12 protein-coding genes are annotated in these 18,993 nt (G+C 44.6%); 11 read left to right on the forward strand and 1 reads right to left on the reverse strand.

The features are described from left to right. The first annotated feature begins 14 nt into the window (after positions 1–14). The 10 genes from A2W93_15730 (at position 15) to A2W93_15775 (ending at position 13,583) form a co-directional block, all read left to right on the forward strand. Positions 15–629 carry a 16S rRNA (guanine(527)-N(7))-methyltransferase gene (locus A2W93_15730; protein ID OFY53118.1) on the forward strand — a complete coding sequence of 205 codons (615 nt, stop codon included), beginning with the start codon at positions 15–17 and terminating at the stop codon, positions 627–629. Positions 630–795: 166 nt separating this feature from the next. Then, positions 796–2,457: a transporter gene (locus tag A2W93_15735; protein ID OFY53119.1), complete on the forward strand. Its 1,662-nt coding sequence runs from the start codon at positions 796–798 to the stop codon at positions 2,455–2,457. 149 nt (positions 2,458–2,606) lie between these two features. Next, positions 2,607–3,614, forward strand: coding sequence for a hypothetical protein (locus A2W93_15740; protein OFY53120.1), 1,008 nt, complete (start codon positions 2,607–2,609; stop codon positions 3,612–3,614). 202 nt (positions 3,615–3,816) lie between these two features. After that, positions 3,817–5,079 (forward strand): AAA family ATPase, encoded by a 1,263-nt coding sequence (locus A2W93_15745; GenBank protein OFY53121.1) that lies wholly within the window; start codon positions 3,817–3,819, stop codon positions 5,077–5,079. Between the two features lie 103 nt (positions 5,080–5,182). After that, entirely contained in the window at positions 5,183–5,899 is a 717-nt protein-coding gene (locus A2W93_15750; protein OFY53122.1) for a hypothetical protein, read from the forward strand. Next, entirely contained in the window at positions 5,874–7,685 is a 1,812-nt protein-coding gene (locus tag A2W93_15755; protein OFY53123.1) for a hypothetical protein, read from the forward strand. The genes A2W93_15750 and A2W93_15755 overlap by 26 nt, the downstream gene beginning before the upstream one ends. Before the next feature lie 554 nt (positions 7,686–8,239). Then, the gene (locus tag A2W93_15760; GenBank protein ID OFY53124.1) at positions 8,240–9,802 is read left to right on the forward strand and encodes a hypothetical protein; all 1,563 of its coding nucleotides are present in this window, start codon (positions 8,240–8,242) and stop codon (positions 9,800–9,802) included. Further along, the gene (locus A2W93_15765) at positions 9,799–11,001 is read left to right on the forward strand and encodes a hypothetical protein (GenBank protein ID OFY53125.1); all 1,203 of its coding nucleotides are present in this window, start codon (positions 9,799–9,801) and stop codon (positions 10,999–11,001) included. Before A2W93_15760 ends, A2W93_15765 begins: the two co-directional genes overlap by 4 nt. 64 nt (positions 11,002–11,065) lie before the next feature. Continuing rightward, positions 11,066–12,418: a hypothetical protein gene (locus tag A2W93_15770; protein OFY53126.1), complete on the forward strand. Its 1,353-nt coding sequence runs from the start codon at positions 11,066–11,068 to the stop codon at positions 12,416–12,418. A gap of 1 nt (position 12,419) precedes the next feature. Then, positions 12,420–13,583 (forward strand): hypothetical protein, encoded by a 1,164-nt coding sequence (locus A2W93_15775; GenBank protein ID OFY53127.1) that lies wholly within the window; start codon positions 12,420–12,422, stop codon positions 13,581–13,583. 399 nt (positions 13,584–13,982) lie between these two features. On the opposite strand, the gene A2W93_15780 is transcribed toward A2W93_15775, so the two are convergent. Next, positions 13,983–15,596, reverse strand: coding sequence for a hypothetical protein (locus A2W93_15780; GenBank protein OFY53128.1), 1,614 nt, complete (start codon positions 15,594–15,596; stop codon positions 13,983–13,985). Between the two features lie 332 nt (positions 15,597–15,928). On the opposite strand from A2W93_15780, the gene A2W93_15785 reads away from it, so the two are divergent. Further along, entirely contained in the window at positions 15,929–18,868 is a 2,940-nt protein-coding gene (locus tag A2W93_15785) for an FAD-binding protein (GenBank protein OFY53129.1), read from the forward strand. Positions 18,869–18,993: the final 125 nt, after the last annotated feature.

Genomic DNA, 18,993 nt, shown 5'->3' on the forward strand with positions numbered 1-18,993 from the left:
TTTTATCAGCGCACATGGAACTCATTAAAAAATATTTTCCCGGTCTTACAGATTTGCAGATTTCTCAATTCGAGCAGCTGGAGCCGCTTTACAACGATTGGAACAGCAAAATCAATGTAATCTCACGCAAAGACATGGAGCTTTTTTATCTGCATCATGTGCTGCATTCGCTGGCCATTGCGAAGGTTTTTCCGTTCACTCCGGGAATGCGCATTCTCGATGTCGGCACTGGTGGCGGTTTTCCGGGAATTCCACTGGCAATTTTTTATCCGGAAGTACAATTCACGCTTGTTGATTCCACCGGAAAAAAAATTAAGGTTGTCAACGAAGTTGTTTCAGCGCTGGATTTAAAAAATGTTGAAGCCATTCAGGTTCGCGCCGAAGAAATGAAAGGTCAGTGGGACATTGTTGTAAGCCGCGCTGTGACCGATTTACCAAAATTCATGGAGCTCGTTCGCAATCGCGTCACCCGAAAGCCCAAAGGAAATCAACCCAAGATTATTTATCTCAAGGGCGGAGATATCGATGCGGAGATGTCCGGATCACGTTACCCATATAGCGTTGCGCCAATTTCGGGTTTCTTCAGCGAGGAGTATTTTTCAACCAAGCTGGTGGTGAAGATTTTTTAAGCTAAACTCTTTTGCGTTTTATCAACACAGCTTGACCATTAATCAATAAACATTGACTTTTTTACCATTGTCTTATGTTGATAACATTTGACAGACAGGGCAACTTTTTAAGCCCTTGCATTGGTATTTTTAATAATTTGGCCGCTCAAAATAAAAACTACTACAAATGGTTGAAAGTACACAAAAAACTCTGAGAGACAATCCGGCAATCCGATGGACGGCATTGGTATTACTGGCATTCGCCATGTTTTGTTCATATATTTTTATGGACATTCTATCACCAATCAAAGACCTGATGCAATCCACCCGCGGCTGGGACTCTACCGCCTTTGGCACCATGCAGGGATCGGAAACATTTTTAAATGTCTTTATCTTCTTCCTGATTTTTGCAGGTATTATTCTTGACAGAATGGGTGTGCGTTTCACTGCCATTTTATCTGGCCTGGTAATGATTGCAGGAGCAGCTATAAACTGGTATGCCGTCACAGAGTCATTTATGGGAAGTGGCCTGGAGACCTGGTTTACAAATAATCTCAATTACATTCCCGGATTTAATGAACTGGGAATTGCTCCGTTTTACGAAGGAATGCCGGCCTCTGCAAAATTTGCCGCTGTTGGCTTCATGATTTTCGGCTGCGGTGTTGAAATGGCTGGTATTACTGTTTCCCGCGGTATTGTAAAATGGTTTAAAGGCAAAGAACTGGCAATGGCAATGGGTTCGGAAATGGCCCTGGCTCGTCTGGGCGTAGCTACCGTTATGATTTTCTCACCCGTTTTTGCGAACCTCGGTGGAAAAGTTGATGTGTCGCGTTCAGTGGCTTTTGGTGTTCTCTTACTGATGATTGCTCTGATCATGTTTATCGTTTATTTCTTTTTGGATAAGAAATTAGATGCACAAACAAAAGAATCTGAAGAAAAGGATGAGCCATTCAAAATCAAGGATATTGGAAAAATTTTATCAAGCACCGGTTTCTGGTTAGTCGCTCTGCTATGCGTTCTCTATTATTCTGCCATTTTCCCATTCCAGAAATACGCGGTTAATATGCTCCAATGCAATTTAACCTTTTCCGGAATAGAAGAAGGGTCTTTTTGGGCCTCAAATACCATCACCGTTATTCAATATGGCATTATGCTGGTGGTTGCTGCTGCTGCTTTCGCAAGCAACTTCAGCAAAGGCGCATTAAAATATACGTTGCTGATAATTTCGATAGTCAGTCTTATTATTTTCTGTTACATGGGCTACATGCGTCAATCGGCTGAAACCATTTTTGCCGTATTTCCTCTTCTGGCTGTTGGCATCACCCCTATTCTCGGAAAATATATCGATACAAAAGGGAAAGCCGCTTCTATGCTGATGATCGGCTCTCTTTTATTAATTGCCTGCCATTTGACTTTCGCCTTTATTTTACCCATGTTTGCTGGAAATGCCATTGGCGGTGTTTTGATTGCTTATCTCACAATTTTAGTTCTCGGCGCTTCATTTTCGTTGGTGCCTGCTTCATTGTGGCCCAGTGTGCCGAAATTGGTTGATCAGAAAGTGATTGGGTCTGCTTATGCACTTATTTTCTGGATCCAAAATATCGGCTTATGGCTATTCCCAATGCTGATTGGAAAAATCCTTGACAGCTCAAATCCACAGGTGGTTGCCGATCTTGATGCCGGGGTAATTACTGCTGAACAAGCTGCCGTATCCTATGACTACACCATGCCTTTGATTATGCTGGCATGTTTGGGTGTAGCTGCATTTTTCCTCGGCCTTTTACTGAAAAGGGTTGACAGGGTAAAAGGTCTTGGACTTGAGTTGCCCAATATTGTGAAGAAAGATTAAGTTGTAACAACTTCTTAAATATTTTTAAACGGCTGAATGAATTATCATTCAGCCGTTTTTCTTTTCAGATTCACTTGTTTATAAATCAATTACGAAGTCCAACTTCCAGCATTCAATAATTTTGTACTTTTACTTCAAATTCTGCATCCATGAAAATTAAAACATTATTGCTTACAGCTGTTATCCTTTCTGCATTTATTGTGTCCTGTGTTCCTGCCCGACAGATGCAGGATGAAAAAGCCAGACGTGAAAAAGCAGAGTCGGAGCTCGCAACCATGCGTGCCGATTTCGATAAAATGAGCGCAACAAGCACGGAACTCAACGAGAAGATTGCCACCATGAACAAGCAGCTCACTGCGTTGGAACGCGATACTACCATCACCGGCATCTCGCTCCGCAAAATGACCAGTCAATACGATAAAGTCAATAGCTTGTATGAAGAGCTGAACAGCAAATACGAACAACTTCTGCGTATGAATGCTTCGGAAACACAGAAAATAAGCACCGAACTGCAGCTCACTCAAGAACAGCTTTCCATCAAAGAAGCCGAACTGAAAAAACTGGAAAACGAACTTAATCTGCGTAAGCAGAACCTCGACCAGATGCAGGCCGATTTGTTGTTGAAAGAAAAAAGGATTACAGAACTGGAATCCATCATCAATAAAAAAGACAGCGTGATGAAAGAGCTGCGCAACAAGCTCACTATTGCGCTCAAAGGTTTCGAAAACAATGGTCTCACGATCATTGAAAAAGACGGAAAAATCTATGTTTCTCTTGACGAGTCACTATTGTTTGCTTCCGGCAGCTGGACAGTGAATGCCAAAGGTAAAGATGCCATCATGAAACTGTCGAATGTATTGGCTGACAATCCGGATATCTACATCATGGTAGAAGGTCATACCGACAATGTTCCTTACAAAGGCAGCGGCCAGGTCAAAGACAACTGGGATCTCAGTGTAATGCGTGCCACCAGCGTTACAAAAATAATTCTCGACAATAAAGGAGTAAATCCACAGCGCATTACTTCTGCTGGTCGTGGCGAATATTTCCCGATCGATCCTGCAAGCAACAGCGAGGCAAGACAGAAAAACCGCCGCACCGAAATTATTCTGACTCCGAATATGGATGAGTTCATGAAGATTCTGAATAATCAGTAGCGTTAAGGTCACAGGATTAATTTAAGCTGTCATCCTGAGCCCTGCCTGCTGTCACACTGAGCCCTGCGGTCCGCAGAATAAACTCCGTCGAAGTGTCAACAGCAGGATAAACTCCGACGAAGAATACAGCTATTTAGTAATTATCGTGTTTTTTGCTCATATTTCGACTCCGCTCAATATGACAAAAAAGGAAATGTAAAATATGGATTCGCGCCCGCTGGCAGAAATATTGAGACCGCTGAATGCCGACGATTATGTCGGTCAGGAAAAACTTATGGGGCCTGAAGGCATCATCAGTCGCATGCTCGACAACAATGCCATCAGCTCCATGATTCTCTGGGGACCGCCCGGGGTGGGCAAAACCACACTTGCATTGCTGATCGCAAACGTGCTGAAACGCAAATATTATCAGCTCAGCGCCATCAGCAGCGGCGTGAAGGAAGTACGCGAAGTGATTGCTGCAGCTGCAAACGAGCAAAGTCCAATATTGTTCATTGATGAAATTCATCGCTTCAGCAAATCACAGCAGGACAGTCTGCTGGCGGCCGTTGAACGTGGCACTGTCACTCTGATTGGTGCAACCACCGAGAATCCTTCGTTCGAAGTCATCAGCCCCCTGCTCTCTCGTTGTCAGGTGTATGTACTTGAATCACTGTCGAAGGAACATTTGAATATTTTGCTGGAAAAAGCAATTGAATATTACAAGAGTCAAGGCATTTCACTCACAGTAAAAGAAACAGATACGCTGTATCGCTTTTCGGGTGGTGATGCGCGAAAGCTGTACAACGCGCTGCAACTGGTTGTTGAAAATAGTTTGAAAAACAATACGGCTGAAATTTCCAACGACAAAGTTGCAAGTGTAATTCAAAACAATCTGGCGCGCTTCGATAAGTCGGGAGAAATGCACTACGACATTATTTCAGCATTCATCAAATCGGTGCGTGGCAGCGATCCGAATGCTGCATTGTATTGGATGGCGCGACTGATTGAGGGCGGCGAAGAACCCAAATTTATTGCCCGCCGTATGCTTATTTTAGCAGCGGAAGATATCGGACTTGCCAATCCCAATGCACTGTTGATGGCCAATGCCTGCTTCGATGCAGTTCATAAAATTGGGTGGCCCGAATCGAGAATTATCCTTGCCGAATGTGCTGTATATCTTGCTTCTTCGGCAAAAAGCAATGCAACGTACCTGGGAATTGATGCGGCTCTTGAGCATGTGCGAAAAACCGGAGATCTTCCGGTGCCGCTCCATTTGCGCAATGCACCAACCAAACTGATGAAAGAACTGAACTACGGAAAAGAATATCAGTACGCCCACGACTTTGAGAATAACTTCGTAAATCAGGAATTTCTTCCTGAAAAAATAAAAGGAACTAAATTTTATGCTCCCGGTAAAACCGCACGGGAAGAGGATTTGCGTAAGTTTCTACAATCGCGCTGGAAAGATAAATACGGATATTGATTTTTGAGTGCAGCAATCTCAGAATTCAGCGTTATACATCAGAAACAAAAAGCAGATATCCAAAAAAACAATTAGGTTTGCAAAATAAAGTCCGGAACACCCAATGACACTTTCAGTAATCATACCTGCCTTCAACGAAGAAAAGTACATTGCAGATACACTTTCCGAAGTGTACGCACTGAAGTTTCCTGCCGAAATTGCGAAAGCTGAAGTAATTGTTGTTGATGATTGCTCAAAAGATCACACCCCGTATATTCTGAAAGATTTGAAGACAACCTATCCCGATTTGATTGTCCACCGGAATGAAAAAAATATGGGAAAGGGCGCATCGGTAAAAAAAGGATTTGAACTGAGTCACGGCGATCTGATTTTTATTCAGGATGCCGATTCAGAGCTGTCGCCAAGCGATATCCCGCGCATGCTTGATGCTCTGATTGAACTGAAAATTGAATTTGTAAACGGATCGCGCTACCTGCCGGGAATCGTACGGCCGGTGATCAGCTACAAACGGTATTTTGCCAATCGCTTTTTTACGTTTCTGGTTTCATTTCTTTCGAACGCAAAACTCACCGACATCGCTTGTGGTCATAAGCTGATACACCGAAACCTGCTTGAGAAAATACCCATCCGATCAAAACGTTTCGGTTTCGAAGCCGAGGTAATGATAAAAGCATTGAAAATAAAAAAGAACAACATTGCGGAAGTGCCGGTCATGTATCGTCCACGCAGTGTGCGTGAAGGCAAAAAACTAAAGTCGTCCGACGGTTTCAAAATCCTTTTTACCATTCTGAGATATGAATTTTTCTGGCGCCCTTCATGAAAAGCCAAAGCTTAGCTGGTTTCCCAATGCAGTTATTATTTTTACTATTGCTGCAGCCATGGGATTCAAATTCTGGACGACAGCCTGGCAAAAGAGAGTCATCGAAAATGATGTAATTTCTTATTATGCCTATCTCCCGGCAACCTTCATTCACCACGATATTTCGTTGGATTTCATGAACGATACCAGTCAGAATTATTCTGACCGGTTCTGGCCTGTAAAGCTCGACAACGGGAATTATGTTATTAAAACAACGATGGGCATGTCCATTTTGTACAGCCCATTTTTCTTTGCAGCACACGGTTTTGAGCTGGCCTCGGGAGGTAAGGCCGATGGATATTCATCGGCATACCGCAGCGCCATTTCGTTTGCTGCCATTGTGTTTTTATTGCTCGGGCTTATCATGACGCGAAAATTGCTGCGTCAGTATTTTTCTCCGCTGATAACAGGTCTTTGTCTTTTACTGATTGTTTTTGCAACGAACCTCTTCTACTATTCCACACTGGAACCAGGCATGTCGCATGTGTACAATTTCGCGCTCATTGCACTTTTTTTGTATGTAAATGACCGATGGCTGAAAAAACCTGACTTGGGGAACACAGTGCTGATCGGGCTTATATACGGCATTATCACACTGGTGAGACCCCCGAACGGACTAATTATCCTCTTCCCTTTTCTGTGGAACATTCTGTCGTGGTCTGATTTCAAAACCCGGATTCAGCTATTCATCCGTATATGGCCAAAACTTTTAATTATTGCGCTGTGCGGTCTGGTGGTGTGGGCACCGCAGCTGCTGTACTGGAAAATGCAGAGTGGCAGTTTCTTTATCAATTCATACGATGAGAAGTTCTATTTTGGAAATTTTCATTTTGCCGAAGCTCTTTTTGGCTTCCGTAAGGGTTGGTATATCTATTCTCCAATAATGCTCCTGGCAACAACAGGAATATTTTTTATGAGAAAAGAATTGCGCAGCTTGCAATTGTCGGTTCTTGCATTTCTGCTGGTGTTCATGTATATCGCTTTTTCCTGGTGGTGCTGGTGGTATGGCGGGGGTTACGGTATCCGCGCTATGATTGATATTTTTGCACTTATGGCCATTCCTCTCGCAGCAATTATTTCCTACTTTTTCCGACAGGGAAAAGCATTGAAATGGATTTGTATTGCGGCATGTCTGGTTTTTATTGCTCATGGATATTTTCAGACATTGCAATACAGATACGGAGCCATTCATTGGGATTCGATGACCAAAAAATCCTACCTATTTTCATTCGGGCACCTGCACCCTCAGCCGGCATATTGGCTATTGCTGCAACAACCCGATTACGAAAACGCCATAAAAGGTCTGCCAGAGCGCATTCCAGAGAAGCCCACTGCAATAAATACTGATGAAGATGATTTTGTTTATACTGAAAAAAACATCCAGCCAGCTGATGGGGCCGAGTTTCATAATTTGTTTGAAATAAATATTCCGGATACCGCATTCCCCTTTTCCGGCGAGGTGCTGTTCAAAGCCTCTGCGAGCAACCGTTTCCCGAACGATCTGATGATCTGTGCTTCACTGATGTCAGGAGAAAATGTTTTGGTCAACGCATCGATGAATGTAGAGCCGATTACATCGGGCGGCAAGGAAACTTTCGTGTGGACATTCGAGCTTATTCCGCCCGATCTAAATGCAAAAGACTTAAGCATAAAAGTGTTTTTCTGGGCAAGAAAAAAGCGATCTTTTTATGTACAAAACATTGAAGTGGTATTTCATGATTTGAAGCCATACTGCGGGAAGGAGTGAGGAATAAGTGGTAAGGAATAAGTGGTAAGGAGTAAGAAGTGAGGAGTAAGAGTGGTGAGTAGTGACCTTCGGCGGGGTTTATCCCGCCATTTTACGCTTCGACGGAGTTTATCCCGCTGCCGACATTTCGACTCCGCTCAATGTGACAGCTGCGGGGCTCAGCGTGACAGTTCAATGGTGAGAAGTTAAGGCCTTATGCGTTGTGCTTCTTCAACGCACTCGATAGTAATCACGACAGAAGGCTGTCTCGAAATACCGGTTTGTTACGACATTCCACCGTTACGGCCGGTGATTTGGAATTCTTCCATGCTTTTGAGCCGGAACATGGAACCGTCGTAACAATAGCAAAAACAACGGTTCCATGTCCTTCAGCTCCTTCGTCGCATCGGACGGTGGAATGTTGTTTTTGCTCTGAAGTAAAATTTTGAGACAGCCTCGCAGAGAGGTTGAATAAGACGCTACCATGCTATATTCATTGTACGTTGTGCAATAACACAATTAACACCCAGTGCAACATCTAATTGATTATCTTTGTCTATCAGTAAAATTATCTCATGAAGTTTTCAATCCGGCAACTGGTATTGATTTTTTGCGTGGCAGGCATTGTTGCTTCCTGTGCCAAAGATCCTTCATGGGATGTGGATGTGCGCACACCGGTATTTCGCACTTCGCTTGGAGTGAATGATTTCATTGCCGACAGCATGTTGATTGAAAATCCAGATACCAGTCTCACATTTGTCCTTGATTTTGATCTTTTCAATATCACTACTGACACCTTTGTCAACATGCCGGATTCGCTCTATTACTCGCATTACATAATGCCTATCGGAGTGACTGTCCCGCCAGGTACATTGGTAATAGAAAAAACCGAAAGCAAATACTATGACCTCGGAGGTGCGTTGCTGACCGACATGCGCATCAAGAGCGGCACATTAAATATCCGTGCCTACAATTATGTGGGTGATGCTGCATATATTGAATATTCACTTGACAATTCCCTCCTGAATGGCGCTCCTGTTGTTGTTAGCGGTACAGTTCCCAGTTATCCGGTGACCGGTGAATTTCTCGAAACACAATTCGACGTAAGCGGGATGTACCTCGATCTGCGACAGTCATATATGCACTGCAACTCCCTTAAATCAACCATTAAAATCTACGCCAATCCACTCGCAACTTCCAACGTGGTGGTAAATTTCAACGACAGTATTGACATTCTTGTTGAGTTCAAAGACATTGTGATTGATTATGCCAGAGGGTATTTCGGACAGCATGTTGTGAGCTCAACTTCCACTGAAAATTTCCCATTCATGGAGGACCTTGGTATTGACTATCTCGACATGAGCAACATTGCCATGACACTCACAATGGAAAATTATCTCGGTGCCGATGCTACATTCACAATCAATGAACTCAGCGGTCACGGACTCACCGACATTGCTCTCACATCAGATTGGATCGGGGAACCCATCAACCTGACGCGTGCCACGGAAAATCCGATATATTCCGGGAACGTGACCCCATCTACCTTTTCAATGAACTTTAATACATCCAATGTTGAAGCTTTTTTCGAAAATCTTCCGGAGGAAATCACTTATAGTTTGAGCGGAACCATGAATCCGCTTGGGAATGTGTCGACCGGAAATGATTTCGTTTATTACGGGCAGGGACTCCGCGGCAGAATACACGCCGAAATACCGATGAATATTGCCATTCAGGGACTAACGCTTTCCGACACCATCGATTATGAACTGAATAAATCCGAAAGTTTTATCACGCAATCCGAATTGTTTCTCGACATAAGCAACGGTTTCCCATTATCAGCGTCGTTTAAAATTTTTCTTGCAGATGCAGCCGGCAACACAGTTGACAGCATAGTACCCGACACGGAGATTCCTTCGGGAATTGTTGATGCAGGCGGGAAAGTTATATCGCCTTCGGTTCTTAAAATGAAAATTATTCTGGATGAAAGTCAGACTTCACATCTGTATGAATGCAAAACAGCCGTGATTTATGCACAGCTTAATACAGGCGGCACTGCTGGCCAGAAAGTAAAATTTTATCCATGGTACAAATTCGATGTAATTGTTACCGGATTGTTTAATTTGTATCTTGAATGAAAAGTGCATTGCTTTTATTTTTTTCGTTTTGGATAATGAGTGTTTCGTTCGCGCAAAACGACAAACATCCCGAAATCCGCATCAGTTCTGATAATGCACTTGGAAGCAAAACACTGTTAACCGAATTCTTTGGAAAATTTTATTTTGGAAAATATATTGATTCCACTACAAAATGGGATGAGTTGAATTTTCTTGACACTGATAATCATCTTGGATTTTTCAGCAACAACAGAATTGAGGTCAGATTACCTTCCAAAAAAAAGTATTCTTTTTATATAGCAGGATCACACCAATCGTTATTTGCAATCGGCTTCAGCAAAGAGCTTTTTCAACTTGTGTTTACCGGCAACAATTCTCTTGTTGGACAGCAGGTCATCGCCGATCCGGCAACCATGGACAAATATAATTTCTCGACGTTATCTGGCGGAATTGTTTATAAAATCAACGATGACATGAAAATACATGCAGCTGTCGGACCGGTTGCCATGTATTCCTGTGCCGGTTTTGATTTTTCGGGATCGGATTTTTTTACATCGCAGGCCGCCGACAGCCTTGCTTTGAATCTCAATGGTGATTACATGCGTGCAGGCGGACCAACGTTCGTGAAAGGTGTCGGATTTAGCTCTGAGCTAGGAATAGAAGGAAGCAACGGAGGGTTTGAATGGAGCGTGTCTGCAGCCAATATCGGTCGCGTGTGGCTGAATAAAAACACCATTAATTCGCATCGCGACACCCTGATGTATTTTACAGGCGTTGAAGTATCAGACCTTTCCAATTTCAGCGCAGTTGTTGATCAGGAACTTGAAAATTTCGAGCAGGGATTCAGCTTGAAAGGCGACACAGCAAACTCCGCAATTTCGCTCCCACTGCTTATTACAGGTGAATGCAGCAAAGAAACAGGAAAACTCAGAACAGACCTGAATGTACTTTATTACAATCTGCCCGGGTTTTTCCCATACATGCAATTGCGGCCATCATGGCCCATTTCAACGGGATTCAGAATTTCGCTGCCAATGAAATACGGCGGATACAGTTCATTCAATGCGGGACTCGGGCTGGAGTTTGTGTTGGCCGATCATTTTTCGGTGCAACTTGATTTCCCTTCCATGTTGTCTGTTTTAAATATCAGCAGGAATCTGTCGTATAATGTCACTGGAAAAATAATTTATAAATTCACCAATCATGCGAGTCTATTGTAGCATCTTATTGTTACTGGTTGCTGCAACTGCTTTTTGTCAGAGTGCTTTCATCCGGACGTATGGCATGGAGGGCACATTCAATGAAGGAAAAGGAATTGTTGCCTTCAGTGATTCCACCTACATCCTGCTTGGAAACAGACAAACCATCGGTGGTCAATCCTCGGCCTGGCTGTTTAAAGTCGATTCGGCAGGAACTATTTTATGGGAAAAATATTTTCTCAACTACACATTGTCTTCGGCCGAAAATCTCGCCAGACACGACGACACTTCTGTTGTGATTACTGGTACTGCTTTGCAGGGAACCGACTATTCTGCTTTTGCTGCCCGCGTCAGTTTATCGGGCAACCTGCTTTGGGAAAAGACTTTCGGTACAAATGTCTGGGACGCTGGCTATTGTTCTGTTTCGGACAATGATGGAAATGTCTGGGTTACCGGATTATCCATGGGTTACGACACTCTCGGCCAGGATGTAATGCTTTATAAATTAAACGGCAGCACCGGTGATTCCATACAGTACCGTCGCATTGACTGCGGGTTCAACGACAAAGGCGTTTATCTTGACACCGCTTCAAACAACAATATTCTGCTGGCTACGCATAGTTATTCAGCCGCTGCAGACAGCAATATGAGCCGGATCTGGCGCTTTGACTACAATATGGACACTGTATGGACGTGGGCTCCTGTGATCGATTCAGCAGATTTTCTCATCAATTGTCTGTTCGAAGACATCTATCAGCGCATTGTTTATTCAGGCGACATGAAACCCGATACGGGCTCTGTATACCGGCTCTGGTACGGGTTTCTTTCATCTGCAGGATCGTTTATGTGGGAATTGTTTCAGCCACCCTATTATCTTAAAAATATTCGCAGAGGAATAATTGACAGCAGTAACAATTACTATTTTACCGGAGGAATTTTTCCATACTATTTTGGTTTCGGAAACAGCGATGTCGGCTTCTGGCGCGATAGTGCCGGCTGGGTGAATTACAGATATTTTGGAGCCCTGCAGGATGAAGAAGGAATGGATCTTGACTTTGCGGCCGACGGAGGTCTGGCTTTTATTGGTACAACAAAAAGTTTCGGGCCTGGTGTAAATAATATTTTTCTTGTGAAGATCAGCGCAGATGGCACTTTCAATGATGCCGACTATATTCACTACACCCCAGCTCTATCCGCAGAATCCGTTGATGCAAAACTTTATCCGAATCCATGCCGGGGTTCTTTCCGCATTGAAATTCCCGATGAATATGAATGCCGGATTGATATTTTTAATCTGCAGGGAATGCATGTTGTTTCGGACCGTTACCAATCAGGTGAGACCTACACGCTGCGCGGCCTCAACAATGGGGTGTACCTGATAAAAGTCACTTCGGAACATCAATCTTATAATTTCAGATTACTTTTGCAGCAGGATTAACATGAATATGAAGCAAAAAAAGATACTGGTTTTTGCCGCTCCGGTTTTTCTGGTGGCACTTGTGGTAATACTGATCAAGCCATTCGGATCTACATCGGCCGAATATGGAAAATTGTCACCCATTGCGGAGAGCGATTCGGTCACTTTTTGGGTCACCGGCGACGCTATGATGCACATGCCGCAATACAAAGCCGCCTATTGTGAAGGCACAGGCCTGTGTGAGTTCGACTCCTGCTACAATTTCATAAGACCTATTCTGCAAAGCGCAGACGTTCGTCTGGTGAATTTCGAAACTACACTCGCAGGCGAGCCCTACAGCGGATATCCGCGATTCAGCGCGCCCGAAGAGTTTCCGGATGCCTTGCGCAGAGCGGGCTTCAACTTCTTCGTATTTGCGAACAATCACACTTGCGATCGCAGTGGCGAAGGAATCGAAGGCAACATCGACTATGCCGACAGCGTGAAACTGTGGCATACCGGCATTTTCCGCAATCCAACCGAACGGCTTGCCCGCTATCCATACATGCTTGAAATTAAAGGATGGAAACTTGCCATACTGAATTATACCTATGGTACCAACGGAATCCCTGAGCCAGAGCCATACGTAGTGAACCGCATCGATTCGGCGCAAATTCTGTCCGACATCAGAAAAGCAAAATCACAAAGCGCCGATGCCATCCTGGTTTCCATACACTGGGGCGAAGAATATCAACATAAGCAGAATGCAAATCAAAAAGCCCTTGCAAATTTTCTGCTTGAAAGCGGCGTAGATGTCATCATCGGCAGTCACCCGCATGTGGTGCAACCCATGGAATTGGTGACGCCCATCGGAAGTATGAAGGAAAGACTGATAATCTGGTCGCTCGGCAATTTCATTTCGAATCAGAAGGATCCGCTCACCGATGCCGGTCTGCTGGTGGGTTTCACACTCAAACGCACGCCATACGGCAAACCCGAAGTGTGCAACGTGAAATTCATTCCGCTTTACCGCATGAAACTCGAAGGCAAAAAACCCGGCTATTACATGATGCCCGGCATGATGACCGAAAAGAATATCGATGCCCTCATTCCCGGCGATGAAAATAAGGAAGATTTCCGCTCAGTAATGAAAGACACCCGCCGCAAAGTCAATACTGATCCACGAATCAGAGAGGTGGAGAAATAATATCAATGTTGAATTATGGGCAACTACCGTTTCGGATTCAATGGTCAGGAGAATAAAAGTGAGTGAAAAGAGTGATTGCGAAAAACATCACACCCAACGATTCCGTGTCCGCTCCTCTTCTCAAATCAATGTCTGGCGAACGACAGAATGTTGGGTGCTCCCCGACATTCTACCGTCAGCTTGAAGGGGGTTGACAATACTGCATTGCTGACGTGGAATCGTCGGGGAGAAAGATGCTTGCACCCAACGATTCCGTGTCCGCTCCTCTATAAAATCAATGTCTGGCGGACGACAGAATGTAGGGTGCATCGCTATTCCGGGATGCGAAAACGCGCGCGCAGCGCGGATCACACAAACAAATTATTCAACGGCATAGGTTAAAAAGAATACTGCAAAAATTTAAAACGAAGGACATGCCATAGAACGAACACGCCTTTTCTCCACACGCTGATTTTTCGGGTACTTGATTGAATAATTTAAAATCAGTTGTTTTGTTTCGCCCGGTTGCAGTGTGAGTTTCCAGGTGATGATTCCGCTGAGCGGATCAAGTGTCCCACCAGAAACATCCATAACATCAACCGTGATATCGCTGTTTTGCGAAACCGGCACCTGATCATGCAGAGTAATGTTCATCGCACTTTCCTTGTTATTGCGCACAACAATTTCATACATGAAAGTTTCTTTAATCGAACTGCCGATGACCTGACTTTTCGAATCTTCCATTTTCTGCGCACGTTTGATAATGATGCGCTTGTCGCGTCCCAGCGAAATTATCATGGTGTCGGCCACCGTAGCGGTATTGATGTAGCTTTGTCCTACAAATGTTCCCGCATAAAAAACGGAAGCATGTCCACTCACCAGATTCAGCTTGGTCCAATCAGTGATTCGCGCAACAAGAAAAGCATCGCGGTCCATTTTCGGCACCGCCGAATAATCAAATTTTGCAGGCAGGTCATAGGATGCAACATCAACCGTGTAAGCTTTGGAATCGGACAAAATCGTATAAGGCATCGCAATATCAAATTCCTGACTTAGCTCTTCAACCGTCACATTTTCGACTCCAATCTGGTCATCGCCCACTTCTTTATCAATGGTTGCTCTTTGCTCATTGTTGATAAAATTGCTCTCCGACATATCCTGAACATCGTATCCATAATTGAGCGCCCACTTCTCGAGAATAGGTCTGGTAGCGCTTTTGCCGGGTTCGGCGGTAGAGAGTTTTATTTTAACATCGTTCCAGTCAACCCCTGAATTATTAAACAAATTCGCACGATAAACCATCTGAATCGGTTTGTCGATGCCATCAGCACGAATATCATATTTCGGCGCCCAGCCACAGCCATTCACCATGTATGAAAAATCGAACTTTACTTTTCCTTCGCGCTGATTCAGCACTGTAAGTTCGATTTCGGAGGATGGCGGATTGTAGGTTGCATTCAGCTCATCGAGTTCTGCCTGCAGTCTATAAAGTGTTTCGCGATATTTCGCTTCATTTTTTGTCAGCAGAAAAAGTTCATCGTTTATCTGATTACTGCGCAGTCTGAAGAAATCGGCCGAGCGCTGAATTTCCTCCACCTTCACGCCATTCTCGGTGCCGCCGATGCTTTGGTTTTTGAAAAGAAGATCTTTTTCCTTTATGAAAGTTTCGCGGCTCATGGCAATGCGCGTAAGCTGATCAGTAATAAGCTCTACAGAGTCTTTGAGCAATCGGATCTGCTTGTTGTCGCCCTGACCGTTGAGATAATTTGTGCGCGAAGTAACGCTGAGTATTGTCGCGTCGCCGTTTTCAATGCTAAAGCGGATGCTGCCGGCATTTAGCTGCGGGCTCAAACCCGGAAGCACAACGGTGCATTTTCCTTTAGGCAAGACGGTTTCGGCCGAGCAATGCAACTCTGCACCGAGCATGTACACTGTTACTGCATATACCTGCGGCTTAGCCGTGATGTTTTGCGCATCAGACAGATTGAATAAAAAGACACAGAATATCAACGTGAAAATCCGGACTGTTTTCATAGACTTTGGGTTTTAAGATATAAAGCTACTAAAAAATAATTTGATGCATATTTAAAATATCATCTTTCAATGCTGCGCAGTTCTATTGTGGCCCCGGGACGCACATTGGGCGCGCGTCTCTGGGCGCGCGTCTCCTGACGCGTGACTCTGACGCGTGACCATGACCTAAACCTTGACCTTGACCTCGACCTTGACCTCGCCTCTTGTTCTTGTTCTTGACCTCGACCTGGGCGCGCGTCTCCCGACGCGTGACCTTGACCTTGATCTTGACCTCAACCTTAATCTGTATTCATTGATTATTCGTATTTTTGAAGCATAAACATTTGCTTTCGATGCCACACAATATAGAAAAACATCTCGCACAACTCAAAACGCAGCTTTCAGGCGAGCTACATTACGACAAAGCCCATCGAATTATGTATGCTACGGATGCTTCGGCTTACCGCGAGTTTCCTGTTGCAGTTGCATTTCCAAAAGACAAGGATGATCTGAAAATCCTGATCCGTTTTGCACGCGACAATGACATTACACTGATCCCCCGCGCAGCAGGAACATCGCTCGCAGGGCAGGTTGTCGGGAATGGGCTGGTGGTGGATATGTCAAAGCACTTCACTCAAATTCTTGAGATAAATGAAAGACAGCATTGGGTAAAGGTTGAACCCGGTGTAATTCTCGACGAGCTAAACCGCGAACTGGCAAAATGCGGATTGTTTTTTGGCCCCGAAACCAGCACTTCATCGCGCTGCAACATTGGCGGAATGGTTGGAAATAATTCATGCGGCGCACACAGTCTGGTATATGGGTCCACCCGCGATCATCTGCTTGCCGTTAAAGCATTGCTGAGTGATGGATCCGAAGTCGAATTCAGGGAATTGTGCCGTGAAGGATTCTGGGAAAAAATGACGCTGGAAAATCTGGAAGGCGACATTTACCGCAATATTCGCGAGATTCTATCAGACCAGGACAATCAGTTCAGCATCGTTCAGGAATTTCCGGATCCAGCAATTAAACGACGCAACACAGGTTATGCCATTGACCTGCTGATGCGGGCAGAGCCATTCACTGGAGGCGAGCCATTCAATTTCTGCAAAATCATTGCCGGCTCCGAAGGCACACTGGCACTCATTACCGAGATAAAACTAAACCTTGTTCCGCTGCCGCCCAAAGAAAAAGCATTGGTCTGTGTGCATTGCAAAACGCTCGAAGACTCTCTCAAGGCCAATCTCACAGCACTCCAATTCAATCCTGTTTCGGTTGAACTAATGGATAAAGCCATTCTGGATCTGACAAAAGAGAACATCAATCAGAATAAAAACCGCTTTTTTGTTTATGGCGAACCCGCATCCATACTCATTGTTGAGTTTGCCGAAGAAACCGAAGACGAGATCAAAAGAAAAACCGAAGCCATGGAAGCCGCTATCAGAGCGGAAAAGCTGGGTTATCATTTTCCTGTAATCACGGGCGGTGACATCAAAAAAGTTTGGGATCTTCGCAAAGCAGGACTGGGAGTGCTGAGCAACATGCCCGGCGATGCTAAACCCGTCCCGGTAATCGAAGACACCGCAGTCAATCCGGAGGTTCTGCCGCAATACATTGATGAATTCAATGCACTTTTGCGGGATTACAATCTCAGTTGCGTGTATTACGCACACATCGGTACCGGCGAATTACATTTGCGCCCGATTCTGAATTTGCGGGATCCGAAAGATGTTATGCTGTTTCACACCATTGCCCTTGAAACTGCAAGGCTTGTAAAAAAATACAAGGGATCGCTCAGCGGAGAACATGGCGACGGCCGGTTGCGCGGTGAGTTTATTCCACTTATGATTGGTGAGAAAAACTACTCGCTGCTTACGAAAATCAAGCATACATGGGATCCATACGGGATTTTCAACAAAGGGAAAATCACCGACACTCCCCCTATGAATACCATGCTGCGGTTTGAGCCGAGCGCACAAGTGAGGGAAATTGAGACCTATTACGACTTCAGCCACGATCACGGAATTCTGCGTGCCGTTGAAAAATGCAACGGGTCAGGAGATTGCCGAAAGCCCCATCTGGCCTCAGGAGGCATGTGCCCAAGCTATCAGGCGTCGCTGGATGAAAATAATACAACCCGTGCAAGAGCAAATATTCTGCGCGAATATCTCACCAATAGTCCAAAATCTAATCCTTTCAATCACCGCGATATTTACAAGGCGCTGGATCTATGTCTTGGCTGCAAGTTGTGCAAATCGGAGTGCCCATCGTCGGTTGACATGGCCAAATACAAAACAGAATTTTTGCAGCACTGGTACAACACGCATCCCGTGCGGATCCGCACGCTGGCTATTGCATACATTGATGGCATTAACCGAATGGCGCTGCCGTTCAGCGGCGTGTATAATCTGTTTGCAAAAAGTTATTTTCTGTCCTGGCCCATAAAAAAAATACTTGGATTTGCACCAGGCAGAAGCTTACCCGAACTTCACGGAAAATCGCTCCGGCGCTGGGCCCGAAAAAATCTGCCGGAACTAAACAAACTCACCGGACACAACGGTACCGTTCATGTTTTTGTGGATGAATTTACCGATACCAATGATATTTACATTGGTGTAAAAGCCCTCAGTCTGCTTTGTATGTTAGGTTACCGTGTTGAACTGCCGGAGCACAACCTCAGTGCACGCACGTTTATTTCGAAAGGATTGCTGAAAAAAGCACGAAAAATTATTGACAAAAACATTGAGTCAATTTCCGGAAGAGTCTCGGAAGAGCAGCCACTGATTGGCATAGAGCCATCTGCTATACTTGGATTCAGAGATGAGTACCCCGAACTGTGCAGTGCCAACCTGCGGGAAAAAGCAAAAGATCTCGCTCCATTTACAATGCTCATTGATGAATTTATTATGCGTGAATTCGAAAAAGGGAAAATCAAAAGAATACAATTCACGACAGAGAAAAAAGACATTTTGTATCACGGCCATTGCCAGCAGAAATCGCTTTTGGGAACTGAAGCTACAAAAAAGATGATGACCATTCCATCGCATTACAGTGTAAAGGAAATCCCGTCGGGTTGCTGCGGAATGGCTGGCTCGTTCGGATTTGAAAAAGAACATTTTGAACTCAGCATGAAAGTAGGCGAACTGGTTTTACTGCCGACTGTACGCAACGCACCTGAGGGAGCGTTAATTGCTGCATCTGGCACCAGTTGCCGCCATCAGATAAAAGACGGTACCGGGAAAATAGCCTTGCATCCGGTTGAGATTTTGTTTGATGCTGTGAGAAACGCGTAGAATACAATTTGAGAATTTGAAAGTGTGTTACTTAGTTCGGCGTAGTCTGAAAAGTATAATCTGCTGGCTGGCATTAGTCTGGAGACTAATGCCAACCAAATATTTTTAAAAGACTACGCCGAACT

The sequence above is a fragment of the Bacteroidetes bacterium GWF2_43_63 genome (assembly GCA_001769275.1).
Lineage (GTDB): Bacteria > Bacteroidota > Bacteroidia > Bacteroidales > DTU049 > GWF2-43-63.